This is a genomic window from Kistimonas ophiarachnellae (assembly GCF_057552235.1).
Window position 1 is genome coordinate 250,828 of sequence record NZ_BAAJPA010000001.1, and the last position, 26,422, is coordinate 277,249.

The window sequence follows — 26,422 nt, forward strand, 5'->3', positions numbered from 1 at the left end:
TCTGCTTTTTCATATGATATCCCTATACCTGACATCGGTATGCAGCCTGTTTGCTGAATTATCAGTATCACCGACCTGTTAATATATTGCTGGTTCCTTATCTATCCGTTGTCATTAAGGCCAGTCCCTATACTATAGAACCAACGAGCATTTGTTGTTTAAGAATAATCAGACCTGCAACGGCGAATCAGGCAATGCTATGACGAATCAACGAATCAGTACCCTATTGGCTTATCTTGGGCTGCTGCCCTTTGTTGCTGGCGCATTGATGGACTTCGTCGGCTGGTCCCTTCCCGGATTGCCGTCGTTCATTGTTTTTGCCACATACAGTGCCATTATTCTGAGTTTTCTTGGTGGCACATTGTGGGGGCAGGTCTTATCACAGATAGAAAGTCGCGTTGCGTTATTGATAGTCAGCAATGTGACTGCTTTATTTGCATGGGCGGGTTTATTGCTGATGTTCCTGCTGGGTAAGTTTGCCCTGGTATTGTTGCTGTTGGGGTATCTTCTCGTAGTGCTCTTTGAGGTTATTTACAAAGACATTTTATCCGGTGTTATCCACTGGAAATATTTAACGTTACGAATCAGAGTCACAGCCGCTGTCGTGATTCTGCATGTTCTCGTATTGCTGAATTCGCATTAATTCAAGAGACATTTTTACGGGCAGTCGTTTTACAACGACTGCCCGTTCCATTTGGTGATTCTAAAACGTTGGATTAATCCCACGCTCTGGTCAGGATAGCCAGTACCTGTTCGTAACTGGCATCAATGCGGTTATACAGCATCGCGCCGTCGTCAATGCTCATGCCTGCAATATCGGCGAGCTGTGATTTGTCGACCTTACCGGTTTCGCTCAGCGTACGGGGGAGTCCGGTTTTGCCATACAATTCATCACGAAGTGTGCGAATGGCGGCAATGGCAGCTTCAGCCCGCTGCTCTGCCGGGGTGCTGCTGTACACATCGGGACCCGCTACGGGTAACAGGAGTTCGCCGATGGCTTCCTTGCTGGTGGCAAGGTTGTATTCCAGGACATAAGGCAGCATCAGACTCATGCAGACCCCATGGGGAAGGTGAGTGATGGCACCAATGGAATGGCCAATAGCATGCACCAGTCCCACCATGGAATTTGAAAAAGCAATGCCTGCCATGGTGGCAGCTTCTGCCAGCTTCAGGCGAGCGTCGGCGTTATCCGGTGAGGCTAGTACTGTACCGAGGTTTTCTCGGATGGCTTTGATCGCCGCGACCGAATAGGCGTCACTTAACGGGTTCTTTGCGGTGCCAATGTAGGCTTCCACGGCATGGGTCATGGCATCCATCGCCGTTGCTGCAGTGATATGTGGCGGCAGGGTCAGTGTCATGCGCGGGTCAAGTACGGCCACATCCGGCAGCAGGAAGGCAGAACCAAACGGTACTTTGCGACCGGTTTCATCATCTTTGATGACTGCAACCTTGGTGACTTCTGAGCCTGTTCCTGCCGTGGTGGGCAGGATAAATAACGGCTTGAGTCGTTTGGTCAGTGCACCGACACCACTATAAGCCAGCAGGTCATTGCCACCTTCTGAAACCAGGATGTTCACCGCCTTGGAGGTATCAATCACCGAGCCGCCGCCGATGGCAATGATGGCGTCTGCCCCTGTCTGGCGATAAACCTCGGCAATCCGGCTGACCAGCGAAGATGAGGAATCCGGGGGGACATCGCTGAATATGTCTGCAATGGGCACTTCACTGACCTGCAGCGACTGTTTGACCGGATCAACCAGCCCTGCCTGCACAACACCGGCATCGGTAATGATTAATGGTCGGCTGGCGCCAAAGCTGGCCAGTTCATAAGGAATATGTTCCAGCGCTTTGTGACCGGCGATAATTTTGACCGGACTGAAAAATTCTGAGTATCCCTTGCTCATTTATTTGTACCCCAACACAAAACCGCCCAGCACGCCGAGATAGATACGGCATGCGCCTGATAGTTTTTCGCCCAGTGTCAATGCCGGGTATTGGCGCATGATGCGTCGGGCGATCAGTTTCGGTAACGTCATGGCTTCCAGCCGCTCAAAGCAGCGAACGAGACGCATCGACGCAGGAATATCACCATCGACGATCATGCGTTCCCGGGCAAACGCGTCAGTTGTGCCTTCCTGGAACGACAGCGTTGAAAAGGCATGCTCAAGGTGTTTGAACTGGATATCCACATGGGGTTTGCCTGCCGCCTCACGGGTTATCGGCTTCATGCCGCCGCCACTTTTTTTCATATACAGGGCGGGGCCTGCCGACATCACGCGCATGGCAAAGCAGAAGTTTTCCGGCAGCGGCGCCAGTTCCTTGCTGATAATGGGATCGGATCGGCTGGCCTTGGCCAGGGCATGACCCAGAAAGGCGAGCATGAAACGGATATACCACCGTTTAATGCGCCAGAGCCAATGTAGGGATTGGGACACGGTTTACTCCTGCCAGTTCACACCCGGAATGATCGGGCTGATTTATTGTTGGATCGTCGTATATCACGGAATTTGGGTGGTTTCAATATACTCTCATCGCTTGCGGGGCAAGGCATTGAGGCTGTATGCCGACAGTTCGGGCATTCGCTGTTTGTTCGTAAATGTTGCGAAAATCCTTCTGGCTTCCTGCCAGCATTACGATGTACTGACATCCACATCACGCGCACCAGCCGCCAGGCCGACTTCACGAATACAGCGCTCTTCTACCTCCGAGAGACCACCTTCCGTTTTTTCACGGGCAATGATATGCAATTTGGGCGCGCGTTTGAAAAAGCCTGTAAAACCAGTCTGCTGAAGGCATTCCTTGAGACAGTTGACGGCAGGCTCAAAGTGACCAACCAGCAGGCGTGTGGTGGTGAACGGCTCGGTGGCATTGATGCTCATGCTGTGTTCGTCCGAGGTCAGAATCATCCGGTTGGCATAAATCTCAACACATAGGTTCATCCATCAACCCTCATGCGGTGGTGTGCTCGGTGACCTGCATCGGAATGTGTTTCGGATGGGATTCGATCGTTTCAATCCAGCGTCGTATGGCCGGAAAACGCTGCAAGCTGAAACCACCTTACCACAACCGGAATCTTGCCATTGACATTGAGTTCAAGGAATTGTTCTGTGCGGGTATCCCCATTAAGAATGTCCACAGGGCGCCAGTTGTGATCAATCGCGAGATGATTCAGCAGCAGCTGAATTTTGTAGCAGTTACCGGACAGGTAATCACCAAAGACCTGGAGCATTATTCCCCCTGCCATGATTATTATTATGGTCCGCGTACGTCTTTCATCGTTATTTGCTGAAGCGGACGGCGTATCATGGTGCAGGCAGCATAACCGCTGGTGGTATTAATTGGAATCCTGCAGGGTTTTGACGTCTTCTATGCCGCCACGGTTGATCACATGGGTGAAACCCATTTGCTCCAGACGTTTTTTGGCCATCTCAGAGCGTACGCCGCGCTGGCAGTACACATTAATGACCGTGTCCTTATCTTTGATTATCTGCCAGATACCGGTGTGAATTTCCGTATGTGGAATATTGATATGCCCCGGGATGGACTCAGCCTGGAATTCTTCCGGACGCCTGACATCAATCCAGAGTTCACTGGCCTGTGCGACGCCTGCCATTATCAACATCAGCATGGCCAGTGGTTTTCTGAGAGGCAGCTTCATATCACTTATCCTGTCTTCTTCTCACAAGATAGTAAGCATAGCGAGAAAATATCGACAGGTTGGACGTTAACCTCACACGAATTGAATTAAAGCCAATCCGGATCCTGGGTGAAACTGATAGAGATCCAGTGATCTGCCGGATCCAGTTTCAGACGGTTGCTGATCTGGTGTCTTACTTCATCCAGCCTTTCCAGGGATGCATCAAACAAGGGTGATTGCTCATCCAGCAGGATATTGATCTCGATATCATACCGGCGCCCCATTTTTGCAACGTGGGTGGATATCTGCTGCACTCGGTACGGCTTCATCTCGCTGTAAACCACTTTCCTGATTTTACCTGCCATTTCCGGCGGCGCGACCAGCAGTACTTCGCCCAGGTTGCGTCGGAGTACCCGGTAAGGAATCACCACGGCAAAGGCGGACAGCAACGTCACCATCGCCGGATCAAGGTAAGGCGCGAGATGTGCATAGGGTGTCTTCTCAAGGTAGTAACCCAAAAGAAAACCGAGGGTCAGGGTGATCGTGAGGATGGCGTCGACCAACCACTCCCTGGAATCCACATGCACCAGTTCTGAATCCAGTTGCCGGGCCATCAGGCTTTCATAAAAATACATGGCCAGGCAGAGAACCGTGACAGGAATGGCATAAAACAGCGCCAGATTAAACGACACCTTGTTGCCTCCGGCAAGTAACCCGGCAACACCATTGGTAAAGGAGTAAGTACAGACTGCCAGTATGACGATGCCGTTAATGCTGTTCATCAGTGGCTCTAGGTGAGCATAGCCAAACTGGAATCGGCGGTCTTCAGGACGCTGGATCAGGTAAGCGGTAAACACGCTGAGCCCCGTCATGCCCATGCTCAGCAATGAGAAAAAACCATCCAGCAAAATGGCCTGAATATTCAGGTAAAGGCCAAAACCAATACCCATCACCGCCATGAAAATGGTACCGGCCAGGGAGAGTTTCAGGGCGCGCTGTTCAGCACGTGCGGCTGCGCTCATACATCCTCGAAAAAGAGCTGCCATTGAACGGCGCCATTGAGCCACAGGCCGGGGTTTGAGGCAATATGCGTGTTGGGGCACGGCAAACAGTCTGATGACTGCTATTTCAATTTTGCAGGTTTTGCCATTGTGTCTGTGACAGACGATACAGGTAGTGTTCGCGAAGTGAGTGCCCTACAGGTATGGCAGGATGTTCGAAAGTCTGCTGATCCTGTTGCATGCCGAGTCTTTCCATGACTGCCCGGGATTGACGATTGCCCATTGTTGTAAACGACACAATTTCAGACAGGTTCAGCATACCAAAACCTGTTTTCAGTGCTTGCCTCGCCGCTTCTGTGGCAAAGCCTTTTCCCCAGAAACGTTTTGCCAGCCGCCAGCCGATTTCAACACAGGGAGAAAAGGGAAGATCAGCCTGCGGAAGATGTAATCCTGTCAAGCCGATAAAATCGCCGCTGGATTTTTCTTCCAGGGCCCATAAGCCCCATCCCCGTTCACTAATGAGTGACTGGCAGCGTAATGCCATGGCATTGCTGGCGTCTTGATCCAGCGTGGCAGGGAAATGTGCCATCACTGCAGGGTCGGCATTCATAGTGGCAAAGGGCTCGAAATCCTCTGTATGCCATTGTCGTAAATACAGACGTTGGGTACTGAGTTCAATGATATCAGGCATGGGTTATTACCTTCTCAACGCTCATTACTGAACGTAATAGTCATTGGCTCTCGGCTCATAGGCCAGTCTATGATGACATCCGATGGTAACGTTTAGACCAGTACGTCCTCCAGTGACAAGTGATAGGTATAAAAGGCGGATTCCCGCTGGTAGCCTGAGGATTCATATAAGGATTGTGCCGTATGATTATCAACGGCAGTCTCCAGCGTGATGCCCGCAGCGAATGTTGCTTCTGCGAAGCTTTTGGCCTTGTCCAGTAACTGACGACCGATGCCCTGGCCTCGGGCTGCCTGAGTCACAAAAAGATCATTCAGTATCCAGCTGTTTTGTGCAGAGATGGATGAAAATGTCGGGTAAAGCTGAGTGAAACCCAGCACCTCACCGCTGTCGTTCTGAGCAAAAAATATGACGGACTGTTCGTGTCTCAGTCGAGCGGTAAGAAAGGCTTCCGCCAGTGCCAGATCACTGTCCTGTTCATAGAAGACCCGGTAAGCATCGAATAATCGTGCAATCTTCGGAACATCGGCGGTCGTTGCTTTTATGATTGTGGTAGCCATTGATGTCATCTCTGTTATTACGCGTCCTGAAAATTAACGGACTTCGGTTGTGTTTGCAGCAGGCCTTAGCGTTGACAGACTGATCCAGCGGGGAACATGGCTTTTGTAATCGGTATAGGCATCGCCAAACAGGTTTTGCAGTGCCCGTTCTTCCGGCAGGATTTGAAACCGGTTCATATAAATCACGAAACCTGCGGTTATTAATGCTGCAAAAGGGTTGGATAAGACAACAGACCAGCCAAGCAGCACCAATAGAAAACCGACGTACATGGGATTACGCGTGACACGGTAGACTCCCTCAATCACCAGGCTTGCACTGCTTTCTGGCGACAGAGGATTTACTGTCGTTTGGGCTTTCTTGAAATGCATGACACCGGCAAGGGCAATGGCTGCACCTGTCAGTACCAGCGCTGCAGTGAGTGTGTATTGAAGCGCTGGGTTCACCTCAATTCCTGGTAACAGATAGTCAGTGCCTAACATCAGGCATGCGAAGATGATGACCAGTAGAACCGGTGGGATTTTTAATTCCAGAGAATCCATAAGCGCTCCTTTACTGTTTTTCTGGGATGGAATGAAGTGGCTTATCAGGTCAATGATTGTCCGCCATGAGAAAGGCCAGGGCACTTGCCTTGTCATCCGGGGCAAAACAGCGGAGTTCAATCTGCTTAAAGAGTTTGTCTTCCAGTTCAACCACTTTGCCAATCCAGGGCTTGTCGGTCAGGACTGCGACTTTGCGGATATTTGAAATGCCCATCTCGAACAGGTATTTGATTTTTTCCAGCATCGCGCCGGGGGTGATGATGCCAAGGCTTTCAATCTCTTCATATACGACGATATCGCCATGTTGGGCAATTTTTTCCCGGGCGGCAGCCAGTACCTCTGCCATTTCTTCCTGAGAGATGCTGCCTGAACTGCGAATAGCCAGAGCGTTATCAATGGGGATGTTAATCAGTTCCAGCATTTATTGTTCTCTGTTGTGAGCTGTTTATTTGTCAGTAACCGTAAGACGAATACCTGATCGGTGTGACTCTCTTAAATGTTGATAGTGTTCATAGTGACAATCACACGACATGTGAATAAGTGTCAATGCCGTGGTCCTGTCGCTGCGAGCAGACTGACAGGTATTAAAGAGCCGGCAACTGCCAATCAGCTTGTTTTTTCTGGTATTCAGAGACTGGCAGAAGAATGAATAGCGGTTTGTTGTCTTTATCCAGCCAGGCCAGCAGCCTATCGAGCTGGGATTCCTCCATCGTCGTGCAGCCGGCACTGGGCTTATCGGCGCTTCGCCACAGGTGAATAAAAACACAACATCCTTTTCCCGGGATATTGTCGGGGTTATGCCTGATAACGATGCCCTTGTTATAAAGATGATCACCCGCATGAATATCTCGGCGCATAGGCTCTCTTGAGTCTCTGGTAGCACCTTCTCCCACATCGCTCACATGAACAATCTGGTTATAGAACGGGCTGGTTTCACTGTCGATGCAGTAATGGCCTTCGTCCAGTGGCTGATAATCCAGCCCGGTGGGTAAATGGTCATATTTTCCAAAGGCTGTTCCCAGCTCGAACACACCAGCCGGCGCCTTGTTATCGCCTTCCTGCTTGCAGGGGCCTGTCTGATCGTTATGCAACCCCAATCCCCAGGCAAGGCCGTTACTTCCCAGGTTGACCTTTCCCCGCAAGCCTGCGGACAGCCATTGATCACCCTGTTTCTTGAAAGTGTACAGATGTCCTGTTGTGGCGCTCCAGTCTGTGGTCGTAACAACCACCAGTTGCCTGGATGCTGTTTTGTGCAAGGAAAAATCACCATGGGCCATAAGGCTGATGCTCAATGAGATGGTCGTAAACAGTAATGATCGTTTCAAATCCAGCACGTGTTCAAGCCTCAATATTGACCTTAAGGATATGGTATGCAGCACATTTTGCGAGTCAGTATTGTTAGAGTTCTAAAATATCAGAGTGGAAAAAGTAGTGGTTGGTGCTTAACTTTGCCAATCATCAGGCACTTTTGCATTTTACTGCGTGTTGATTCATCGATATCAAATCATTAGACTTGTAATTAATTGGTCATTCAATAAAAACAGCATGCCAAAAGTCGGGATCGAACCCATCCGCCGTCGACAGCTCATTGATGCCACGTTGCAATGCATTGAGTCCCATGGTTTCCAGGGCGCTACCATCATCCGGATCAGCCAGCTGGCGGGTCTGTCGTCGGGCATTATCAGCCATTACTTCGGCGGGAAGCAGGGCGTTATTGAAGCTGCCGTGCGGCACCTGCTGGAGCAGCTCCGGCAGGGGTTGTTATCCGCTACCGATGAGCAAACTGCGACCCCACACCAGCGCCTGAACCATATCGTTGCCGTCAATTTCAGTGGTTTTCAGCAGTCATCACCCGCCATACGCACCTGGCTCTGTTTCTGGGCCCGCGCCCTGCATGAGCCGGGGCTGGCACGCCTGCAGGCGGTGAACAGCCGGCGCCTGTTCAGCAACCTGCTGTATTCCTACCGACAACTGATTCCCAACCGACAGCACGCCATGAATGCCGCCCGCATGACGGCGGCCATGATCGATGGTTTCTGGTTACGCAGCACCTTAAGCCCGGTCTCGGCAGCGGATTTCCGCGAGGCGGAAGCACTGTGCCGACACTTCATAGAACAACAGATTCAGCAGTACGGAGAAGTTTGATGCGCCTCAGGAATTTTGTGGATGGCGACTATCGCAGTAACAGCAGTGGGGAAACCTTTGAGGTGATTAACCCGGCTACCGGGAAGGTCGCTTATGAGGCCGAAGTGGCGGATGAGTCCATCCGGCAGGCGGCGATTACCAGTGCACAGCGGGGTTTTGATCAGTGGTCTGCGATGACCGGCATGGAGCGCAGCCGGATTCTGCAAAAAGCGGTTGCCTTGCTGCGTGAACGCAATGACGAACTGGCGGCCATTGAAGTGGAAGATACCGGCAAGCCCTGGCAGGAGGCGTCTGTTGTTGATGTGGTGACCGGGGCGGATTCTATTGAATTCTTTGCAGGCCTTGCACCGGCTATTGAGGGCAACCAGCAAAGTCTCGGTGAAGATTTCTATTACACCCGACGTGAACCGTTAGGCATCTGTGCCGGCATTGGCGCCTGGAATTATCCGTTACAGATTGCCTGCTGGAAAGCGGCACCGGCACTGGCCTGTGGGAACAGCATGATCTTCAAACCATCCGAGGAAACGCCCCATGGCGCCCTGAAACTGGCAGAGATTTTTATTGAAGCGGGTGTGCCAGCCGGTGTCTTCAATGTTGTGTTGGGGGATGCAGTCGTCGGCGCCTGGCTGACCGGGCATCCGGATATTGCCAAAGTTTCGTTTACCGGTGAGGTGAATACCGGCAAGCAGGTGATGGCAGCTTCTGCGTCGTCACTGAAAGAAGTCACGATGGAACTTGGTGGAAAATCCCCCCTGATCATTTTTGAGGACGCTGATCTCGATGAAGCGGTATCTGCGGCCATGCTGGGGAATTTTTATACCCAGGGAGAAATCTGCACTAACGGAACCCGGGTCTTTGTGCACAGCTCAGTGTACGACACTTTTGTGGAAAAACTGCTGGCGCGAACCCGTGACAATATTGTGGCCGGTGATCCCATGGATCCGGACACTAATTTCGGCGCCCTGATTTCAGCGAAACATCACCAGGTGGTAATGAATTTTATCCAGTCCGGTCTGGAAGAAGGGGCAACGTTATTACATGGCGGCAAGCCGCTGTCGCCTGCTGCGGTGCCGGATGGCTATTTTGTTGAACCCACCATTTTCACGGATTGCCGTGATGACATGACGATTGTCAGAAATGAAATTTTCGGGCCGGTCATGGCATTGCTCACATTCGATGATGAAGCTGAGGTTATCCGTCGGGCCAACGATACCACCTATGGTCTGGCGGCGGGTGTCTATACCCGCGATATCCGTCGGGCACACCGCGTGATTCAACGTCTGCAGGCCGGTATCTGCTGGATCAACAGCTACGGGCTTTCGCCTGCAGAGATGCCAGTAGGCGGTTACAAGCTATCCGGCATTGGTCGTGAGAACGGCATGGAGACCCTGCGACACTACACCCAGCTGAAGTCTGTCTATGTGGGCATGACACCACTGGAAAGCCCCTTTTAACGCATAAGGCAGAGCAGTTTATGTCAATAACATCACACTACGATTACATCATTGTTGGCGCCGGATCAGCGGGTTGTGTACTGGCTAACCGTCTGACGGAAGACGCCAATGTCAGCGTACTCTTGCTGGAGAATGGCGGCAGTGACCGCAGTATTTTCATCCAGATGCCCACGGCGCTCTCCATCCCGATGAATACGGAGAAGTTTGCCTGGCAGTTTGAGACCGAGCCGGAGCCTTTCCTCGATAACCGTCGTATGCACTGTCCCCGGGGTAAGGTGTTGGGTGGATCATCGTCCATCAACGGTATGGTCTATGTCCGCGGACATGCCCGGGATTTCGACGAATGGCAGTCTCAGGGAGCAGAAGGGTGGGATTACTCACGTTGCCTGCCCTATTTCCAAAAAGCGGAAACCTGGGCTTTTGGGGGGGATGACTACCGGGGCGACAGTGGTCCCCTGGGCGTCAACAATGGCAACCGGATGAAGAACCCGCTCTACCAGGCCTTTATCGATGCCGGCGTACAGGCTGGATATTTTGGCACTGATGACTATAACGGACGACAGCAGGAAGGTTTCGGCCCCATGCACATGACCGTGAAGAATGGACGTCGCTGGTCCACGGCGAACGCCTATCTCCGGCCGGCTATGCAGCGCTCGAACCTGACGGTTATCACACATGCGCTCGTGCACAAGGTATTGCTGGAGGATAAGACTGCCATAGGGATTCGCTATGAGCAGCAGGGCAAGGTGCAGGAGGTTCGAGCCAGGCGGGAAGTTATTCTCTCTGCCGGTTCGGTCGGATCACCGCATCTGCTGCAGCTGTCGGGTATTGGCCCGAAGGATGTGCTGGACGACGCCGGTATTGAAGTACTGCATGAATTGCCTGGTGTCGGGGAAAACCTGCAGGATCACCTGGAATTCTATTTCCAGTTCAAGTGCAAGCAGCCTATCACCCTGAATGGCAAACTGAACTGGTTCAGCAAGGGGCTGATAGGCGCCCGTTGGTTATTGGACAAAAAAGGCCTTGGTGCCACCAACCATTTTGAATCCTGCGGTTTTATCCGTTCAAAAGCTGGTGTGGAATGGCCGGACCTGCAGTACCACTTCCTGCCAGCCGCCATGCGTTACGATGGTCGCAGTGCCTTCGATGGTCATGGCTTCCAGGTGCATATCGGTCATAACAAACCGAAGAGCCGTGGCTGGATTCGGGCAAAAAGCGCAAGCCCGTCCGACAGCCCGCGTATCCAGTTCAACTACCTGGAGAGCGAGGTGGATCGGGAAGGCTTCCGCGACTGTGTGCGCCTGACCCGGGAAATCATTAATCAGCCAGCCCTGGATCCGTTCCGTGCGGATGAGATCCAGCCGGGCAGTCGGGTGCAAACGGATGAAGAGATTGATGCCTTCGTCCGCAGTGCGGTGGAAAGTGCTTATCACCCGTCCTGTTCTTGCCGCATGGGAACCGATGTACTGGCGGTGGTTGATCCTGATACACGGGTACGTGGTATCGATCGGTTACGGGTGGTCGATTCCTCCATTTTTCCCACCATTCCGAACGGCAACCTGAATTCGCCGACCATCATGGTGGCGGAAAAGGCGGCGGATATTATCCGGGACAAGACACCGTTGGCGCCTTCGACGGTAGCGGTGGGTATGGATGACAACTGGCGTGAACGACAGCGCGCGGGTGCGCCTGAGCGCACAGTGGCGTGAATGAATGAGCGACTGACTGTTGAAATAACACCTGTATGGGGCAGGCGCGTTATGCACACAGCAGTCAGTCGAACGGTATTGAGTGTTTTGGGGTCGGTCATGGATAACCGGCTATATGAGAACTGCCTGATAAAACGATAACGACGCGGGCAGGACACAACAATCTAACAATAAAAACGAGTAACTCTGGAGAAGCCTATGACTGCCTGGTTATCAGCCGGCATGCTGTTCACTTTCCTTGTGGTGGTGTTCATTTTGATCAAATGGGGCAATGTCCGCTGTATTGGTAATACACCCGTACGGACCCTGACGTTTATTGCCATTCTGTTCACCTCGGGGCTCGACGTGGGACTGATCATGTTCCCGCTGACAGAGTTCGCGGGCTATGCGGATCTGCAGACCAGTCCTGAGTACGGGTTTACCAACCCGCTGGCCATTGAATTCGGGTTCTGGGGATTTTTGATCTGGGCCTTTTATTTCCTGACCTGTTTTTACTTCTGCGTGATTGAGCCGAAAGTGGGTTTCTTTGAGCTGCCACTGGTGAAGATCATCAACAATATTGTCATCATTGGCACCTGTGCTTTCACCGCTTACCTGCTGCTGGCGAATCTGCCCTGGTACCTGCCGGACGTCGGGAATGGTGAGACCATTGTCGCTTCTTTCTACCTGATTGTGTTTGTCGCTATTGCCATTGCCGTTTATTCCAGTACCAGCCTGCGTTATGTGCGCTTTCTGAGTATTTCGACCAGCCTGTTGTTCCTGGGATTGATTGCCGTCATGTGGGGCGGCGCGATGCTCTCCACTGAAAATGGTGCGGTGGAAATGGCCAAGACCGTGGCGCTGCTGGGCGGCTATTTCGGCAATATTCACGAGTTCGTGCTGCCCATGAATGACTACCACGAGTTCTACCTGTTCTGGTGGTTTTCATGGAGCATCATGATCGGCCAGTTTACCTCGCGCTTTGTCGGTGGCCTGACCACCTGGCAGTTGTTTGCCGCTATGCTGGTGGTGCCGTCTATCCCGCTGGGGATCTGGTTCTCGGTCCTGTACTACTACCATGCCAACGGGCTGGAAACCGCCGGATTCTATAACCTGGCGATGGTGTTTGTCGGGGTTACCTTCGTAATCAATTCACTGGATTCCCTGATTCGCCTGTATACCGATAACCTGAAGTTGACCGTGGCGCGGTTAGGTAAGGTGAAATATATTCTGGCCAACATTGCTGTCATGAGTGTACTGACACTGTTGTTTAAGCTGGACTTCCTTCAGATCCAGTGGGTCGGCGCACTGGTGATTGCCCTGTTCTTCGCCTGCTTCGGTTATATCCTGGTGGCCAAGCGTAAGCCAGTCACGCAGATCAAAGCCGCTGAAGAAGATGAAGTGGTGGATTACAGCAAAATCGAACTGGCGAATTGATTCGCGGTTCAATGAAGTGAATAAAAAAGCCCCGTTCAGGGGCTTTTTTATGGATTGCAGGCAGCATCGTCGACTGGCTGTATCATCACGTACGTACTATGTTGTGTAGCGCTTCTATTGATGATCGGGTGATCCATCGTATTGCCAGTAGTCAGCCTTTGGAGTCTCTATGACGCAATCCCTGTTCGACGAATTGAAGAAAATCGGTATTGATGAAACGCTGGCTGCCAAAGTGAGTGCATCGCTGGATCCGGATTACAATGCCAGCAAAAAAGATGTTCTGCTGATGCAGCAGGCCATGATGCAGCTGCAGATGCGTATGGATGAGCGCTATCACGAGATGAGCAAAGAATCTGATGCCCGTTACCATGAATTGAATAACAAGATAGAAAGCGTCAATCACGAGCTAAATAACAAAATTGAAAGTGTGAAGACGGAGATGCACCAGGGTTTTGCTGATATCCGCACAGAACTGGCAGGCATTAACCGGCAATATGTGATTACGTTCGGTGGGCTGTTCACGACAATTATTACGGTGTTTTTGGTTAACCTCTATTTCCATCTGTAATACTGAAGCTTACCCTGATTGCGATTGAGGCAGTTAACAGTAAATCGTAATACATGCGCTCACTGAGTTTTAAAAATTTTTCCTGATTGCCACTTAAGGTTGAATTGTCAGTTTATCTGGCAATAACCGGTGGTTTTTGTAACTGTTTGAACTATTTAACGCCTTTGCTGCTCAAATTATCGGTCTGCCAACAAGGCGCAGATATTCACACAAGTACACTAATACGACAGTAGAGAGGAGTATGAGGCAGCAAACATCAGTCGCTTGTTTATCATCACAGCGCTCAGCTTTTCTTGCATCTCAGGAGTCTGGTTCCCCGTTTTCCAGTTTGGTAAGCATAAAGCCATTACCTGACACTCTATCGTATATTTGTGAATCTGGTTATGGCGGTGAACATCGTTGCTCGGCATCCTATTTCATGGAATGTTCTAAGGGTCATATTCATTGTCGAAGTTGCGTAAGCGTCAGGCGAGAAAAAAGCGATGATCGTTGTGGATATATTGATCGGGAACGTGGTAGTCGAAAGGCTTGCGAAGGGCGTATGTGCTATGAGGTCAGAAATGAGAACGGAAACGCGATTGAAGTCTATAAGCTTTGTCCTGATTTAGCCTGTGGAGGTTGGCATAAAGAGGGTGATTACAACACCTGCAACAACTCTAATGGGATAAATATGCTGGGTATTCTGATGAATATCTGCAGTAATGTCTCTCACAGTGAGACCGCCCGCCTGATCAAATTAAAAAAGCAGAATGTGCCAGGTTTTCAGGTGAAGCATGATAATGTTGTCTGTGCTATTCAGTCGATTATTGATGAATGGGATATAAAAGGTTTCCCCAAATACTTCAATGCACCATTGCCCCATCATCCTGCTTTTTGTCCGGAAAGGGTGTTAGGTAGTCTAGGGGTATATCGTTATCCGATGAGTATGCCATCACTCATTTTCAACGCTCCATTACTTTGGGGAAAGTTAACCACCATGGAGTGGGAGGATGTAACGAATGATATGAAAGATTGGAATATTCATAAGAAAGTTATTGTAGAGGCAGGCGCAGGAACGGGTTATGCCTCCTTGATGCTGGCTATTAGAGGGTTTGAAACAAGGCCTGTAGATCACTCGGAAAACATGTACTGGCAGCCTGATGGCGGTTATTTCCTCCCGTTTACTGAGACTGATCTGACAGCTATTGAGCCTTCTTTCTTTTCTGAGCGTGATGTTCTGTTCTTTTGTTATCCAGGTCCCCAGAATTTTCAGTGCCATTGTATTGATAGCTATCTGAAATCATCAGCGAGTGAAAAAATGATTTTGTTTTTTTACGGTACGTCGGATGACTATCGATTGTTTAATGATGATGGTTCTTTGGAAACTAAAGAGTTTATGGCATTGAGGCAGTGTAATCAGGTATACAAGAAAGAGATTCCTGTAACTTATAGGGATTCTAAATATTGGGAAGTGTATAAGTATCAGAGTGAATAAGTCTTATCTGGCGCAAAGTTTAGTAGCATGTGTTTTTAAATCATATTTTATTGATAGTATAATCACAAATACCCCTCTGGTCGGCTGTCATACGAGTAAACGCTGATGCAATCAGAATTTATATTCAGTACTCACCGACCAGTCCGATAGTGGCGTTGAATGGTGTATCAGTGTGCGATCAACCAGCCGTTTTGAGTTGCAATCTCAATTTGTTCTAACACAAACTGCCATAGCCTCGGCGCTGAGGCTTCAAGGTATTTATTGCGATTAATGACTTGCTGTTTGTGAACGATATGCTGGGCCCAGCTGCCGCCGTTATTACGCATGTTCTGGAGAAGAGGTAACAGGCGATCCATCGCTTTGGCGAACCGGGCGTCCGGCGTTTCAGCAGATTCAAACTCCTGCCAGAGTGAGAGGAACGTGGAAGCTTGCGGTTCAGGCAGTAACCCGAAAATACGTTGTGCGGCTGCGATTTCCTTGTCTGACTGTTGCTCCAGGATGGCCTGCTGGTCGAACGCAAAAGTGTCGCCGGCATCGATTTCAACGATGTCGTGAAGCAGTAGCATCAGGGTAACCCGGGAAATATCTACCGGCTCTTCTGCATAGGGGCTTAATACATGCGCCATCAGCGCAATGTGCCAGCTGTGCTCGGCGCTGTTTTCGAAGCGGTTGTTGTCGGGCTGGATGAGTGTACGACGGTAAACTGCCTTGAGTTTGTCTATTTCTAAAATGAAATCCAGCTGTTGGGAGAGAGCTTTCATTAATACTCCATAAATGAAAGTAGAGGTGTGTTTAAAGACATTTAAACTAAATACAGATACATGACGAAGACACGCCATGCAGAAATGCCGCGTCCTTCTATGATACAGGTATGTTCAGAGGGGAGTACTTGAAGATATACGGAAACGCCTACGGTTATTGGCCTTAAGCGTTTCTTCTACCCAGTTCGATGACAATAAACCGAGATTTATAACTTCATATGTAAGATAGGGAAAGGTTTACCCATACCATCCAAAGGCGAGCGAGAAATCACCTTGAAACCCATGTGCTTATAAAAGCCAACGGCATCAGGATTTTGCTCATTGACATCAACACTGACAGCGCCCAGATGGTTGATCGCATAATCAAGCAGCAGCTTGCCGATGCCTTTTCCTCGTGCCTGGTTGAGTATGAATAACATCTCAACGTTGGTGTCGTGAACACCGATGAAACCCAGAATAGAGCCGTTGCTGTCCTTAACGCATTTCAGTGTGACGGCAGGAAAAGCCTGTTCGATGATAATGGGTTTGAAAAACGCAATATCGTCCTCTGTAATGAAGTCATGTGTTGCTCGGACTGAGTTTTCCCAAACATCCAGCATCTCTGCGTAATATTCGGGATGCACATTTTCAACAATCATATCTATCTCTACTACCTGCAATTGCTTTGATGTGCAGCCGCGCGGCGCGAATCCCAGCATCCGATGTTTGAGGTGTACATTACAATGCCTTGTCTGGTGATTTTACCGTGTTTTTGGGGAGGAAATTTACATACTCACGGTCTGTTTACTCTGTGATTCTACAGCTTCAAAAAAGAGCGGTGTATGTGTTTTGAAGTGAGCACCATTATGCTTACCAGAGAAACAGTATATAAATCTACAATTTTCTCACGCTACCGCTCGGGGATTCAGCAGCAAGACGTTAAGCGTCCATTCCGCACAGCAGGTTCCCAGTATCTCAGGTTTACATTGTTGAACGAGTAGTTGGGCATTGGATCAGATATCTGATGTGTAGACTATGGTTTGAAATGCTTACTGGCTGCCAGAAAACGAAAAAAAGCCCCGTAATGAGGGTTTTTTTCGTTCTGTGATTGTGTGCCTGGGGTGAACCTATGCCGACCGCAAACGGTCGGCATTCTGGATGATTATTCCTCGGGATCATTCCCTTTACTGACGGTTTCAATTCGGTCCACCTTCTGGAAACCGCGGGGCAGTTTATTGCCGCGGCGGCCCCGTTCGCCCCGATAGTGATCAAGGTCAGACGGCTTCAGACGGATATAACGCTTGCCTGAGTGAACGACCAGGGTGTCGTCCGCGCGTAGCAGGGCGACACAGACCACATATTCCTCACGGCTGGCAGCCTTGGCAGAAGGAATGTTGATCAGTTTGTTACCCTTGCCACGGGCCATGACCGGCAGTTCGCTGAGCGGGAACACCAGCATTCGGCCTTCGTTGCTGATAGCAACGACGCAAAGTTCTTCCTTCGCCTTCACTGATACCGGCGGCAATGCCCGTGCTCCTTTGGGCAGGGTCAGCGCAGCTTTACCCGCTTTATTTCGGGCGCTCAGGTCAGCGATGCGGGTGACGAAACCGTAACCTGCGTCGCTGGCCAGCAAGTAATGGTCGTCGTCATTGCCGATCAACGCAGCGTCGAAGGTAGCGCCGGGCGGCGGGTTAACCCGGCCGGTCAGCGGCTCACCCTGGCTGCGGGCTGAGGGCAGGGTATGGGTGGCGATGGTGTAGGCCCGACCGGTGGAATCAAGGAATATGGTCGCCTGGTTACTGCGGCCCTGGACGGACAGCAGATAACTGTCGCCAGACTTGTAGCTGAGTTTGGCAGCGTCGATATCATGGCCTTTGGCGGCACGTACCCAGCCTTTCTTCGACAGTACGACAGTGACCGGGTCAGCCGTCATCAGCTCGGTTTCAGACAGTGCGCGGGCTTCACTGCGAATCGCCAGTGGTGAGCGACGATCGTCGCCGAAGGTTTCGGCATCCGCCTTCAACTCTTTTTTCACCTGTGTGCGGAGGCGACGCTCGGAGCTCAGGGTAAGCTCCAGTGCGTCCCGTTCCTGGCTGAGTTCATCCTGCTCACCACGGATCTTCATCTCTTCCAGCTTGGCCAGCTGGCGCAGCTTGATCTCGAGGATCGCTTCGGCCTGACGCTCAGAGAGTCCGAACCGACTCATCAGTGCTTCTTTCGGCTCATCCTCGGTACGGATGATTTCGATGATTTCATCAATGTTCAGGAAAGCGATCAGCAAACCTTCGAGGATATGCAGGCGCGCCAGTACCTTATCTAGCCGGTGTTGCAAACGACGGCGGACAGTCTCTGTCCGGTAGGTGAGCCACTCGAACAGAATCTTGTCCAGCGCCTTCACCTGGGGCTTGCCGTCGATGCCGATCATGTTCATGTTGACCCGGTAGGTCCGCTCCAGGTCGGTGGTGGCGAACAGGTGGTTCATCAGCTGCTCGGCATCCACACGGCTGGAACGGGGCGTAATCACCAGGCGGGTTGGGTTTTCGTGGTCGGATTCATCACGCAGGTCAGCGACCATGGGCAGCTTTTTCTTCTGCATCTGGTCGGCGATCTGTTCCAGCACCTTGGCGCCGGAAACCTGGTGCGGCAGGGCGGTAACGACAATATCCGGGCCTTCCCGCATGTAGACCGCACGCATCCGCAGGCTGCCGCGACCCTGGTGGTACATTTTCAGGATTTCATCCCGCGGGGTGATGATTTCGGCTTCGGTCGGGAAATCCGGCGCCTTGATGAATTGGCATAGATCCTCAACCCCTGCGGTCGGGTTATCCAGCAGGTGAATGCAGGCCTCGGCTACTTCTTTCAGGTTGTGAGGCGGAATGTCGGTCGCCATACCGACGGCGATGCCAGTGGTGCCGTTGAGCAGCAGGTTGGGCAGCCGGGCTGGCAGGGTACATGGTTCGTCCAGGGTGCCGTCGAAGTTGGGTTGCCACTCCACCGTGCCCTGGCCCAGCTCGCTAAGCAGCACCTCGGCATAGGCGCCCAGGCGGGCTTCGGTGTAACGCATGGCGGCGAAGGATTTCGGATCATCCGGGGAACCCCAGTTGCCCTGGCCGTCGACCAGCGGGTAACGGTAGGAGAACGGCTGAGCCATCAGCACCATGGCTTCGTAACAGGCGCTGTCACCATGGGGGTGGTATTTACCCAGTACGTCACCAACGGTGCGGGCGGATTTCTTGTACTTGGCGGTGTTCTTGAGGCCCAGCTCGCTCATGGCGTACACAATCCGGCGTTGCACGGGCTTGAGGCCGTCGCCGATGTGGGGCAGCGCCCGGTCCAGGATTACGTACATGGAGTAGTTGAGGTAGGCCATTTCGGTATAGGCCCGCAGTGACTGGCGTTCGACGCCGTCGTCACCGATTACGATCTGGTCCGTCATTCTGTCGTCCGGTTCTGAAACGGTTTTCCAAACATAGCACCGCCGGGCCGGTGTCTCAGGTTCGGCGCGCGGTGTCAGCGGGAAAGGATAATCGGCATAGTTTGCCAGTTATTGGGGCGGGATGACCAGTGGGAGATGGAGCAGCGTGTGAATTGCAGGGCGTTATTCAATGCCAGAAAATGCCACTTCACACGCTGACGGCTTGATGAATGGGGAGCCGTGCTTTCGCCAAACGAATCAGTGTCTGATCGAGCTAGCTACGCATGTCATCAATAATCGCTTCAATCTCTCCTGCTGTTTTATCGTCAAGATCAAAGATTTTCTGCGCGGCTTGCAACGCCTGTTCCGGCTTTAAACTACTATTATTCAGTATTAAGCCCTTTACTTGCTCAATCAGTTCTTTAGCTTCTTCCGAGTCGCTATCAGGATAATAACCCTCATCAAACAGGTCCTCTATTTCCTCTGCAAAATGAGTGGTAATAGATCCCCTTCTGGCAGTAATGGCCGTGTTAGCCGTAGAGAAAATGTCTGTCGGAGCGTTTGATTGTGTGGCGGCCTCGTCAACAGGTGTTAGTTTGTGCTGTTTTGATTTGATCGCTTCAATGGTGGCTGCCAGAGGGGCTTTCGGATCTTGGGCATTGGGTGGTGTTACATCTTTTCCTGGAATGTCTGCCTGAGAGAGAGACTCGGAATCGACGTCTGTGTTTTTTTCTGGCTGCTGCTCTGTGTTCGTTGCAGGCGACGCTGCCGTATTAGGTGATAACGGCGGGACATTGGGTTTTTCTGGCGTATTTGTTTCCTGGCTGCTTTTCCGAGCGTCCAGGGCGTCCTTTAATAACGATACCAGTGGGGTCAATGAGCTGTTGCCCTGTTCATCTTCAGGGTTATTTAAGGTTTCTTTCTCGGTGTTCAGCTCTGACGGATTCGGTGCTGTTGCTGTGTGTTCGTAAGTTGGTAAAGTGTTGATGTTTTCGTAACCAGGAGATGTTCCTGTCTGGAGAATTCCGGGTGTTTCGTCAAAGTCATCATCCAAGTCATCATCATCAAAGTCATCAAATTCGCTAGGATCCCATTCATAACCGTCATCATCATAATCGGTTTCATAAACACTGCTGTCAGCAATGGATGCCTGTTGGCTGTTTTCTATCTCTTGTTGGGAAGCCTGATCGGTAACGTCAGAAGTGTCTCTGGATGCTATCGATGACGGACTTTTTACTGAGCTGGGCTCAATACTGGCTAAGTCAGCGTCAGTTTTCGACTGTCTCTGGAATAACTGACTAAAAAAGGCTCTGAATTTTGCAATCCGGGATTTAGGGGGCTGAGATTGTGAACTTGCTTGAGGGGTTGCTGTGTTGACTTGATCTGTTTGCTGGGCGGCAATGTTTTCATGCCGCGTGCTATCCGCGGATGCTGATACATCTGATGTTAACTGTGCATTTTCACGATTATCCAGCCAATTGGAGGCGTTGCTTTGTGTATCTGCAGTGGGCTGGGTGTCTGTCTTTTCTGTATTTGTCCTGATAGTCGATGATTTCGACTGTGCGGTTGTTTCTGGCAGGGGAGATACTGCCGTTGTTTTAGTTTTGGCAAAGTTGCGGACTAAATGCTCAGGCTTGGGGGAAATTTGGGGTTTTGTTCTGGTGGATGATGGGGGATTTAATGTTTTATCAGCCTGTTGATCTGGCGGTGTTTGTTTATCGTGCGGGACTAAAGGTGCTGTGGTTATTTGACCCGTTTGTTCTTGTGGTGATGCGGGTACTGTCTTTTTAGAAGCGTTGGCAGGTGAGAGTCGTGTTTCTGATGTTGCAACGGGAGGTTGAACAGATCCTGATGGTTCCTCTGAGTCGAATATATTTCTTCCCGCTATAGTCAATAAGCCTGGTTCATCAGCCATGATGGATGATGGGGGGGGCTCAGTGTGGTTCGCTGGCTGGTGGGATGGATTGTGTTCCTGGGCAACATCCTCGCCTCTAAATGCCATGTAATCATCATAACTATTTATACTGTGGATCAAGTCCTCGACATGCCGAATGGTTTTCAGATCCATGTCTTTTTTCATTTCTTGTATAATTGCCTTTGCCTCAGGCATTGTATCTGCTTTAAACCCTTTCTTTTCCAGTGATGGTCGTAAACAGGTTGCCACTACTTTAAGGACATGATCCTGGTCGATGGAGGCATTCTGCTGCCACAGCAGGTTATATTCATTGCGCAGGAGATCCTCTTGCTTCTGTTGCGCATTCTGGGCGCTATTGCCCGGAATGTAATAATGCCCGTGGTGTGAAGGTTTGGCTGTCTGTGGCGCCGCCATGGGTGGATAATACATGACAGGATTTTTAATAACCCGAACGTTCCAGCCCTTGGGCACATGAATCGTGGTCTGTGGTGCAGTGATTGGAATCATATACTGAACGGGGGCTGATACCCATTTCACGGAACGCCCAAAAATGCCTTTAGATGCGGTATGGACCTGCTTCCCTGGCTGAATGTTGACAGGTTGTGCGACAGGGCGATTGATATTATTGATGCTGTTTTTAGACATTTGCGATCCATGTAATATAAAACTCCATTAAAAAAAGCATAGTTAATCAACCCTTCTACTTTTTGATGTTTGGGGGCGGTTGATATTATTTATTTAAAAATTGGATATATAAGTTCCTATATATCGCTTTTAATTATTAATCCGAAGATATGCTGGTAGTCCGGCTTAATAGAGCGTCATGCCTATAAGGCGTAATGCCAGTAGGCTTAGCAAGACTTTGAAGAAACGCCGGAAGGAGATTTCAGGCAGAAATCGACGGAGCCGTGTGCCTGCCCATGAGCCGGCTATCGCAGCGAGACTCATCCATAGCATCAATGACAGGTAGGGAGAGAAGCTGAACCCGAGCAATACAAACGCCAGGGTTTTCAGGGCATGGGCGGTGCCCATAAATGCGCCGGTTGTCGTGACCAGTGGATCCCGTTGCAGTCCTTCGCGGCTCAGGAATGCAGAGCTGAGGGGACCGGTAGCGCCGGCCAGGGTGGCCAGCAGGGTATGGATAGCGCCAAATGAGAAAAACCGGTAAGGCAGGCGGTGTATTGGCAGGGGTGGCAGCCAGGTCAATAGCAGGATGAGCAGACCCAATAGCAGGGGGATCCATTCGGGATTCAGAACCATAACGGTTTCAGAGCCAATCACTGCGCCCAGGCAGGCTCCCCCTGCATATCGACCCACAATAGACCATTCAACGGTTCGCCAGGCAAAGAGAACGCGACTGCCATTGCTGGCCAACTGCACGACGGCATGGACGGGAATGATGGCAGCCGGAGGTAGCAGGCCCGGCATGAGAACGATCAGCAGAACCCCACCGCCAACACCAAATATGGCTGTGAAGGTGGAAGTCAGGAAAGCGATAAGGCTAAGCCAGAGTTCCTGCATCACGCTCGTCAATCCTTATCCTGTTTTTGAAGTTGGATATTATGCCAGTTGTTGTATCTGGTTCTATGCAGTGATGAAGGTTTCTTCTTCTTCCTCTTCTGATGACGTGCTCTCTACCTGTGGCGAATCAGTTTCCCGAAATGTGTGTAATCTTCGATAAAGTGATAAGGCGTTTGATCTGACAAAATCGGATCGCTGCAAGTAATATCCTACGACAGCTCCAATGCTCGCAAGGAAAATGATCAGTAGTGCGCAAGAAGGAAATTTGTCGTCTTCGTCCGTTTTAGCTTTATTAAGCTGATCTGAAAATACAGTACAAAAAATAACTGCCACAAGAATAAAAAGAGTGGATACGATTAATGCACCTGTAAGCGGTAATATCTTGTGCCTGATTCTGTAACCCGGAGGGGCCAGGTGTATGAATTCTCGCTTCAGCTTTTCTATATCAAGGTAATCGCCGTAGGCAGTAGGTGACCATCCACCATTGTTGGTATAGAGGTCGTCAAGCGTAATCGTTGATTCCTTTAGCCGCTCAAAGGCTTCTTTTTTCTCTCCGGTTAACGCTTCGTACAGGGTTTCCGTTTTAAAATCATCTCTGGCTGATTGGTTGTATCGGTCAATGAGTATCTCGTCAATTTGATCAAATGATAAACCGGCTCCCGGTAATCCCAGTGCAGTAAAAAGACTGACCCCCTTCTTTTTTTGTGACAGCATGACATTGTAGCCTTGGACATGTGCATCAGGGTGTTTTTTAAGGTAGTCTTTGTGGTTTTTAAAATAGTAGAGAGTGCCAAATTGTACTTCCTCCGGCGGGATATTTTTTTCATCTTGGCGAACAGGTATTTTGCGATAACTCATAAAGTGCCGTAATGGCGTTTCACTATTACCACTGAGGCTAACAGAGAGTGTTCTATCTTTATTATGAGAGAACGCTTTATTAAATGCTTTCTTGCCTACGATGATTGATATGGCTCTGTAATAGGCATACTGATAAATTATGTTGCAGTCAATAATACAAAATGTTTTTCTCAGGCACTGTAATGCATCGGAGGCTTTTTGACCCTGTTTGGCAACGTAATGAAGATGACCTGAGATATCCATTAACGGTTCTTTCATGTAGATGTCAGTAGGCGGTACGCTTTTTCTTAGAATGTTGCTTTGCTCATAAAGCAGGGTTTTTTTTATTTCTTCGCTCTCGGGAAATCTTTCGAGGAAATGATGTCTGAATACATTACAGTCGGTCTCATACATTGGTCCTTGATTAAATAACGTAAGAGCCGTTTTTTGATCTAAAGTACAATCGGATTTCTCTAATTCACAAAGCCTAAGGTAGCGTCGATGATAATCCTCGCATTCTTCCATGAATATATTTGATACCATTCGGTCAAGGTCTTTTTGTTTAAATGATCCAGAGAATAAGGATTTGATCAATGTTTTGTGTTCGGAAGATTCGTCGTGCTTAACCTCTCTTGAATGTATGTGTACTTCTGGTGTTAACGTCTCGGCTGGGGTGGCAGGTATTGCAGGTGGTACAGTTTCTGTTTCAGATGATACTGAACTTTTTTCTGAAGGCACCCTGTATTCAACAGCCACATAAACATGCTGTGTCGGTTCCATGCTTATTAACCTGATAATTAAAATACTTTTGATTACGCTATGGATATTTTGTTGTGACGAAAGGGTAAAACTGGCTAACTTAATGTTTAACACCATTCAATTGATAGGCCTATTTGACAGGTCGTGTGTCAAGCGTTTACCGATGTAAAAACCATTTGTTTTTTGTGGCTGATTTACGGCAGGATGTCCGAAAAGAATCATCAGACGTCATTCAGGAATGATGGAAAAGGTGTCTAACCAGAATTCCGGTGCAACCATAGCCACCTGTTTTGTTGTGTCGGCTCTTGCCGGTGTTCGTGCACAGGGGAAAGCTGTTACAGCTTTGCTGGATCAGGCCGGTATCGACAGGGCCGTACTGACAGATCAGAAACGGCGTGTACCGCGAGAAAATTTCACACGGTTGATCCTGCTCATAAGGGAAACCTTGCAGGATGAATTTCTTGGCTTGTCGAAGAGTCCCTGCCCTGTGGGGGCATTTGCCATGATGTGCCATGCCTGCATGACCTGCGAGACGCTGGGGCAGGCGCTTGATCGCTGTATCCGTTTCCTGAACCTGGTTACGCATAGCATAGGGTTGTCATTGCATCAGGATGAGAATGAAGTAGCTCTGACGCTGCAGCATGAAGGGGCAGATGGTTTGGATGACCGTTTCCTGATTGAGACATTGCTGGTCAGTCTGGTGCGCTGGTCAAGCTGGATGATTGACCGCCATATCGTGCTCCGGCAGGTGGATTTTACGTTTGAAGAGCCGGCTCACCGTGATGAGTACCTCCAGATCTTCCCATGCCGTTGTCGATTTAACCGACCGGCGACAACGCTCTATTTCTCCGCAAACTACCTGTCAGCGCCTGTTGTACAGCAGCCGCTGACACTTAAGTCCTTCCTGGCCCGGGCACCTGCTAACCTGATGAGCCATTATCGGCATGATGACAGTGTGTCAGCCTTGATCCGTAAGCGGTTGTCCGGTCTTGAAGTCGTGGAATTCCCGACATTTGATACGGTGGCCAACTGGTTGCACCTGTCTCCTCCTACGTTACGCCGACGGCTGAAGGACGAAGGGGCCAGCTATCGTGGCATTCTCGATGCTGTACGCCGTGATCGGGCGATCTTCCATTTATCCCGCAATGAACTGTCGGTGGCGGCGATTGCCAGCCTGACCGGTTTTGCCGAACCCAGTACCTTTCACCGGGCATTCAAGAAGTGGACGGGCCTGACGCCGGGTGCCTGGCGCGCCTCTAAACAGGTCGCTTCTGAGGCTGGTTAGGCATTATTTCACGTCATTTTTTTGTAATGTCGTTATTTGACCGTCAGGTCAGAATAGCTTTCGTCCCTGTATAACAGAATGAAACGCAACGGCGCTCAGAAAACGTCAAATGACGTGTTTATAGGCGGCAGATTTTTCATTTTCCATACCGTTCTGGTCGGGTTACACTGAAACTTAAGTGACGAGTGGGGAGGATGTCATGAGCGATAAAAAAACAGCCATGAGCCGGAGGGAGACCGCCATGAGTGACCAGCATGACTGTGGAGATGACCTGCTTGAGCGCTATGAAGGACTGATCAGCCGTTTCCGGGAGTCCAGCCAGGAACCGCAGGACTTTATAGCCGACTGCTTACGGGAGGGAGCCGTTACTGCCAATGATGCGCTTGACCTGATGAAGTATCTCAAGTCCAGTGTCGATTCACGTTCGTTCGCCCTGGCCGACCTGAGTGATGATGAGCACTTTCGTCTCGGCCTGTATGAAACCAACCGTCCAGATTCCGAGAACAACCCGATATTTGTCATCCAGTTTGATGACAAGTTGAGCCGCTACAAAGAAGAAATCGACGTTGTTCTGGAAGAATTCGCCCGTTCAGTGGCTGAAATCACCTGCATGGATACCGAGGTGTTGCCACTGCCCATTGATGATAATCAGACCAACCAGGAAGAAGCCGTTCAGGCCATTTTTGACGCCATGCCAACGGATACAACCTGCCACTAAGCGACATCACAGCCGCTGATCACAACAAGCATCCCCGTTC

At 50.3% G+C, this 26,422-nt stretch carries 26 protein-coding genes; 9 read left to right on the top strand and 17 right to left on the bottom strand.

What is annotated here, in order from left to right:
- The first annotated feature begins 199 nt into the window (after positions 1 to 199).
- The gene (locus tag AC27K1_RS01035) at positions 200 to 643 is read left to right on the top strand and encodes a DUF3429 domain-containing protein (RefSeq protein ID WP_487147635.1); all 444 of its coding nucleotides are present in this window, start codon (positions 200 to 202) and stop codon (positions 641 to 643) included.
- A gap of 73 nt (positions 644 to 716) precedes the next feature.
- Here AC27K1_RS01035 and AC27K1_RS01040 read toward each other — a convergent pair whose 3' ends face one another.
- The 11 genes from AC27K1_RS01040 to AC27K1_RS01090 all read right to left on the bottom strand — a co-directional run bounded on the left by AC27K1_RS01040 (position 717) and on the right by AC27K1_RS01090 (position 7,760).
- A complete protein-coding gene (locus AC27K1_RS01040; protein ID WP_487147636.1) occupies positions 717 to 1,904 on the bottom strand; it encodes an iron-containing alcohol dehydrogenase in 1,188 nt (395 codons plus the stop codon).
- Positions 1,905 to 2,435 (bottom strand): hypothetical protein, encoded by a 531-nt coding sequence (locus tag AC27K1_RS01045; protein ID WP_487147637.1) that lies wholly within the window; start codon positions 2,433 to 2,435, stop codon positions 1,905 to 1,907.
- A 195-nt stretch (positions 2,436 to 2,630) separates the two neighbouring features.
- Positions 2,631 to 2,939, bottom strand: a complete 309-nt coding sequence (locus tag AC27K1_RS01050; RefSeq protein WP_487147638.1) for a hypothetical protein — start codon at positions 2,937 to 2,939, stop codon at positions 2,631 to 2,633.
- 71 nt (positions 2,940 to 3,010) lie between these two features.
- Positions 3,011 to 3,229 carry a glutathione S-transferase N-terminal domain-containing protein gene (locus tag AC27K1_RS01055; RefSeq protein WP_487147640.1) on the bottom strand — a complete coding sequence of 73 codons (219 nt, stop codon included), beginning with the start codon at positions 3,227 to 3,229 and terminating at the stop codon, positions 3,011 to 3,013.
- 105 nt (positions 3,230 to 3,334) lie between these two features.
- The gene (locus tag AC27K1_RS01060; RefSeq protein WP_487147642.1) at positions 3,335 to 3,658 is read right to left on the bottom strand and encodes a rhodanese-like domain-containing protein; all 324 of its coding nucleotides are present in this window, start codon (positions 3,656 to 3,658) and stop codon (positions 3,335 to 3,337) included.
- Positions 3,659 to 3,744: 86 nt separating this feature from the next.
- Positions 3,745 to 4,659 carry a cation diffusion facilitator family transporter gene (locus AC27K1_RS01065; RefSeq protein WP_487147644.1) on the bottom strand — a complete coding sequence of 305 codons (915 nt, stop codon included), beginning with the start codon at positions 4,657 to 4,659 and terminating at the stop codon, positions 3,745 to 3,747.
- 106 nt (positions 4,660 to 4,765) lie between these two features.
- A complete protein-coding gene (locus tag AC27K1_RS01070; RefSeq protein WP_487147646.1) occupies positions 4,766 to 5,329 on the bottom strand; it encodes a GNAT family N-acetyltransferase in 564 nt (187 codons plus the stop codon).
- 92 nt (positions 5,330 to 5,421) lie between these two features.
- The gene (locus AC27K1_RS01075) at positions 5,422 to 5,886 is read right to left on the bottom strand and encodes a GNAT family N-acetyltransferase (protein WP_487147648.1); all 465 of its coding nucleotides are present in this window, start codon (positions 5,884 to 5,886) and stop codon (positions 5,422 to 5,424) included.
- A 33-nt stretch (positions 5,887 to 5,919) separates the two neighbouring features.
- On the bottom strand, positions 5,920 to 6,426 hold the full coding sequence (locus AC27K1_RS01080; protein WP_487147649.1) for a methyltransferase family protein: 507 nt from the start codon (positions 6,424 to 6,426) through the stop codon (positions 5,920 to 5,922).
- Between the two features lie 49 nt (positions 6,427 to 6,475).
- Positions 6,476 to 6,847, bottom strand: coding sequence for a SpoIIAA family protein (locus tag AC27K1_RS01085; protein ID WP_487147651.1), 372 nt, complete (start codon positions 6,845 to 6,847; stop codon positions 6,476 to 6,478).
- Between the two features lie 163 nt (positions 6,848 to 7,010).
- The gene (locus AC27K1_RS01090; RefSeq protein ID WP_487147652.1) at positions 7,011 to 7,760 is read right to left on the bottom strand and encodes a L,D-transpeptidase family protein; all 750 of its coding nucleotides are present in this window, start codon (positions 7,758 to 7,760) and stop codon (positions 7,011 to 7,013) included.
- Between the two features lie 211 nt (positions 7,761 to 7,971).
- On the opposite strand from AC27K1_RS01090, the gene betI reads away from it, so the two are divergent.
- The 6 genes from betI to AC27K1_RS01120 all read left to right on the top strand — a co-directional run bounded on the left by betI (position 7,972) and on the right by AC27K1_RS01120 (position 15,192).
- Positions 7,972 to 8,571 carry a transcriptional regulator BetI gene (gene betI / locus AC27K1_RS01095; protein WP_487147653.1) on the top strand — a complete coding sequence of 200 codons (600 nt, stop codon included), beginning with the start codon at positions 7,972 to 7,974 and terminating at the stop codon, positions 8,569 to 8,571.
- The gene (betB, locus tag AC27K1_RS01100; RefSeq protein WP_487147654.1) at positions 8,571 to 10,025 is read left to right on the top strand and encodes a betaine-aldehyde dehydrogenase; all 1,455 of its coding nucleotides are present in this window, start codon (positions 8,571 to 8,573) and stop codon (positions 10,023 to 10,025) included. The genes betI and betB overlap by 1 nt, the downstream gene beginning before the upstream one ends.
- A gap of 20 nt (positions 10,026 to 10,045) precedes the next feature.
- A complete protein-coding gene (gene betA, locus AC27K1_RS01105; RefSeq protein WP_487147655.1) occupies positions 10,046 to 11,734 on the top strand; it encodes a choline dehydrogenase in 1,689 nt (562 codons plus the stop codon).
- A gap of 198 nt (positions 11,735 to 11,932) precedes the next feature.
- Positions 11,933 to 13,150 (top strand): BCCT family transporter, encoded by a 1,218-nt coding sequence (locus AC27K1_RS01110; protein WP_487147656.1) that lies wholly within the window; start codon positions 11,933 to 11,935, stop codon positions 13,148 to 13,150.
- Between the two features lie 169 nt (positions 13,151 to 13,319).
- Positions 13,320 to 13,718 (top strand): hypothetical protein, encoded by a 399-nt coding sequence (locus AC27K1_RS01115; protein ID WP_487147657.1) that lies wholly within the window; start codon positions 13,320 to 13,322, stop codon positions 13,716 to 13,718.
- Positions 13,719 to 14,136: 418 nt separating this feature from the next.
- A complete protein-coding gene (locus AC27K1_RS01120) occupies positions 14,137 to 15,192 on the top strand; it encodes a class I SAM-dependent methyltransferase (RefSeq protein WP_487147659.1) in 1,056 nt (351 codons plus the stop codon).
- A gap of 167 nt (positions 15,193 to 15,359) precedes the next feature.
- Here the strand turns inward: AC27K1_RS01120 and AC27K1_RS01125 are convergent, their stop codons facing one another.
- The 6 genes from AC27K1_RS01125 to AC27K1_RS01150 all read right to left on the bottom strand — a co-directional run bounded on the left by AC27K1_RS01125 (position 15,360) and on the right by AC27K1_RS01150 (position 24,400).
- The gene (locus tag AC27K1_RS01125; protein WP_487147660.1) at positions 15,360 to 16,031 is read right to left on the bottom strand and encodes an HD domain-containing protein; all 672 of its coding nucleotides are present in this window, start codon (positions 16,029 to 16,031) and stop codon (positions 15,360 to 15,362) included.
- Positions 16,032 to 16,159: 128 nt separating this feature from the next.
- Complete coding sequence (locus AC27K1_RS01130; protein ID WP_487147662.1) at positions 16,160 to 16,651, bottom strand: GNAT family N-acetyltransferase; 492 nt, start codon at positions 16,649 to 16,651, stop codon at positions 16,160 to 16,162.
- 443 nt (positions 16,652 to 17,094) lie between these two features.
- Positions 17,095 to 19,368 carry a DNA topoisomerase IV subunit A gene (gene parC / locus AC27K1_RS01135; RefSeq protein WP_487147663.1) on the bottom strand — a complete coding sequence of 758 codons (2,274 nt, stop codon included), beginning with the start codon at positions 19,366 to 19,368 and terminating at the stop codon, positions 17,095 to 17,097.
- 253 nt (positions 19,369 to 19,621) lie between these two features.
- The gene (locus AC27K1_RS01140; RefSeq protein WP_487147664.1) at positions 19,622 to 21,907 is read right to left on the bottom strand and encodes a hypothetical protein; all 2,286 of its coding nucleotides are present in this window, start codon (positions 21,905 to 21,907) and stop codon (positions 19,622 to 19,624) included.
- A gap of 165 nt (positions 21,908 to 22,072) precedes the next feature.
- Positions 22,073 to 22,783 carry a sulfite exporter TauE/SafE family protein gene (locus AC27K1_RS01145; protein ID WP_487147986.1) on the bottom strand — a complete coding sequence of 237 codons (711 nt, stop codon included), beginning with the start codon at positions 22,781 to 22,783 and terminating at the stop codon, positions 22,073 to 22,075.
- A 63-nt stretch (positions 22,784 to 22,846) separates the two neighbouring features.
- A complete protein-coding gene (locus AC27K1_RS01150; protein ID WP_487147665.1) occupies positions 22,847 to 24,400 on the bottom strand; it encodes a hypothetical protein in 1,554 nt (517 codons plus the stop codon).
- Positions 24,401 to 24,629: 229 nt separating this feature from the next.
- Here AC27K1_RS01150 and AC27K1_RS01155 point away from each other — a divergent pair, with 229 nt between their 5' ends.
- Together AC27K1_RS01155 and AC27K1_RS01160 are read left to right on the top strand one after the other, a co-directional pair.
- Positions 24,630 to 25,664, top strand: coding sequence for an AraC family transcriptional regulator (locus tag AC27K1_RS01155; RefSeq protein ID WP_487147666.1), 1,035 nt, complete (start codon positions 24,630 to 24,632; stop codon positions 25,662 to 25,664).
- A gap of 199 nt (positions 25,665 to 25,863) precedes the next feature.
- Positions 25,864 to 26,382 carry a hypothetical protein gene (locus tag AC27K1_RS01160; RefSeq protein WP_487147667.1) on the top strand — a complete coding sequence of 173 codons (519 nt, stop codon included), beginning with the start codon at positions 25,864 to 25,866 and terminating at the stop codon, positions 26,380 to 26,382.
- Positions 26,383 to 26,422 lie beyond the last annotated feature (40 nt).

Bases quoted from the DNA above. Each gene is read 5' to 3' on its own strand.
- AC27K1_RS01035 (WP_487147635.1), top strand. From the start codon at position 200: ATGACGAATCAACGAATCAGTACCCTATTGGCTTATCTTGGGCTGCTG.
- AC27K1_RS01040 (WP_487147636.1), bottom strand. From the start codon at position 1,904: ATGAGCAAGGGATACTCAGAATTTTTCAGTCCGGTCAAAATTATCGCC.
- AC27K1_RS01050 (WP_487147638.1), bottom strand. From the start codon at position 2,939: ATGAACCTATGTGTTGAGATTTATGCCAACCGGATGATTCTGACCTCG.
- AC27K1_RS01055 (WP_487147640.1), bottom strand. From the start codon at position 3,229: ATGCTCCAGGTCTTTGGTGATTACCTGTCCGGTAACTGCTACAAAATT.
- AC27K1_RS01060 (WP_487147642.1), bottom strand. From the start codon at position 3,658: ATGAAGCTGCCTCTCAGAAAACCACTGGCCATGCTGATGTTGATAATG.
- AC27K1_RS01065 (WP_487147644.1), bottom strand. From the start codon at position 4,659: ATGAGCGCAGCCGCACGTGCTGAACAGCGCGCCCTGAAACTCTCCCTG.
- AC27K1_RS01070 (WP_487147646.1), bottom strand. From the start codon at position 5,329: ATGCCTGATATCATTGAACTCAGTACCCAACGTCTGTATTTACGACAA.
- AC27K1_RS01075 (WP_487147648.1), bottom strand. From the start codon at position 5,886: ATGGCTACCACAATCATAAAAGCAACGACCGCCGATGTTCCGAAGATT.
- AC27K1_RS01080 (WP_487147649.1), bottom strand. From the start codon at position 6,426: ATGGATTCTCTGGAATTAAAAATCCCACCGGTTCTACTGGTCATCATC.
- AC27K1_RS01085 (WP_487147651.1), bottom strand. From the start codon at position 6,847: ATGCTGGAACTGATTAACATCCCCATTGATAACGCTCTGGCTATTCGC.
- betI (WP_487147653.1), top strand. From the start codon at position 7,972: ATGCCAAAAGTCGGGATCGAACCCATCCGCCGTCGACAGCTCATTGAT.
- betB (WP_487147654.1), top strand. From the start codon at position 8,571: ATGCGCCTCAGGAATTTTGTGGATGGCGACTATCGCAGTAACAGCAGT.
- betA (WP_487147655.1), top strand. From the start codon at position 10,046: ATGTCAATAACATCACACTACGATTACATCATTGTTGGCGCCGGATCA.
- AC27K1_RS01110 (WP_487147656.1), top strand. From the start codon at position 11,933: ATGACTGCCTGGTTATCAGCCGGCATGCTGTTCACTTTCCTTGTGGTG.
- AC27K1_RS01115 (WP_487147657.1), top strand. From the start codon at position 13,320: ATGACGCAATCCCTGTTCGACGAATTGAAGAAAATCGGTATTGATGAA.
- AC27K1_RS01120 (WP_487147659.1), top strand. From the start codon at position 14,137: ATGGAATGTTCTAAGGGTCATATTCATTGTCGAAGTTGCGTAAGCGTC.
- AC27K1_RS01125 (WP_487147660.1), bottom strand. From the start codon at position 16,031: ATGGCGTGTCTTCGTCATGTATCTGTATTTAGTTTAAATGTCTTTAAA.
- AC27K1_RS01130 (WP_487147662.1), bottom strand. From the start codon at position 16,651: ATGCTGGGATTCGCGCCGCGCGGCTGCACATCAAAGCAATTGCAGGTA.
- parC (WP_487147663.1), bottom strand. From the start codon at position 19,368: ATGACGGACCAGATCGTAATCGGTGACGACGGCGTCGAACGCCAGTCA.
- AC27K1_RS01140 (WP_487147664.1), bottom strand. From the start codon at position 21,907: ATGTCTAAAAACAGCATCAATAATATCAATCGCCCTGTCGCACAACCT.
- AC27K1_RS01145 (WP_487147986.1), bottom strand. From the start codon at position 22,783: ATGCAGGAACTCTGGCTTAGCCTTATCGCTTTCCTGACTTCCACCTTC.
- AC27K1_RS01150 (WP_487147665.1), bottom strand. From the start codon at position 24,400: ATGGAACCGACACAGCATGTTTATGTGGCTGTTGAATACAGGGTGCCT.
- AC27K1_RS01160 (WP_487147667.1), top strand. From the start codon at position 25,864: ATGAGCGATAAAAAAACAGCCATGAGCCGGAGGGAGACCGCCATGAGT.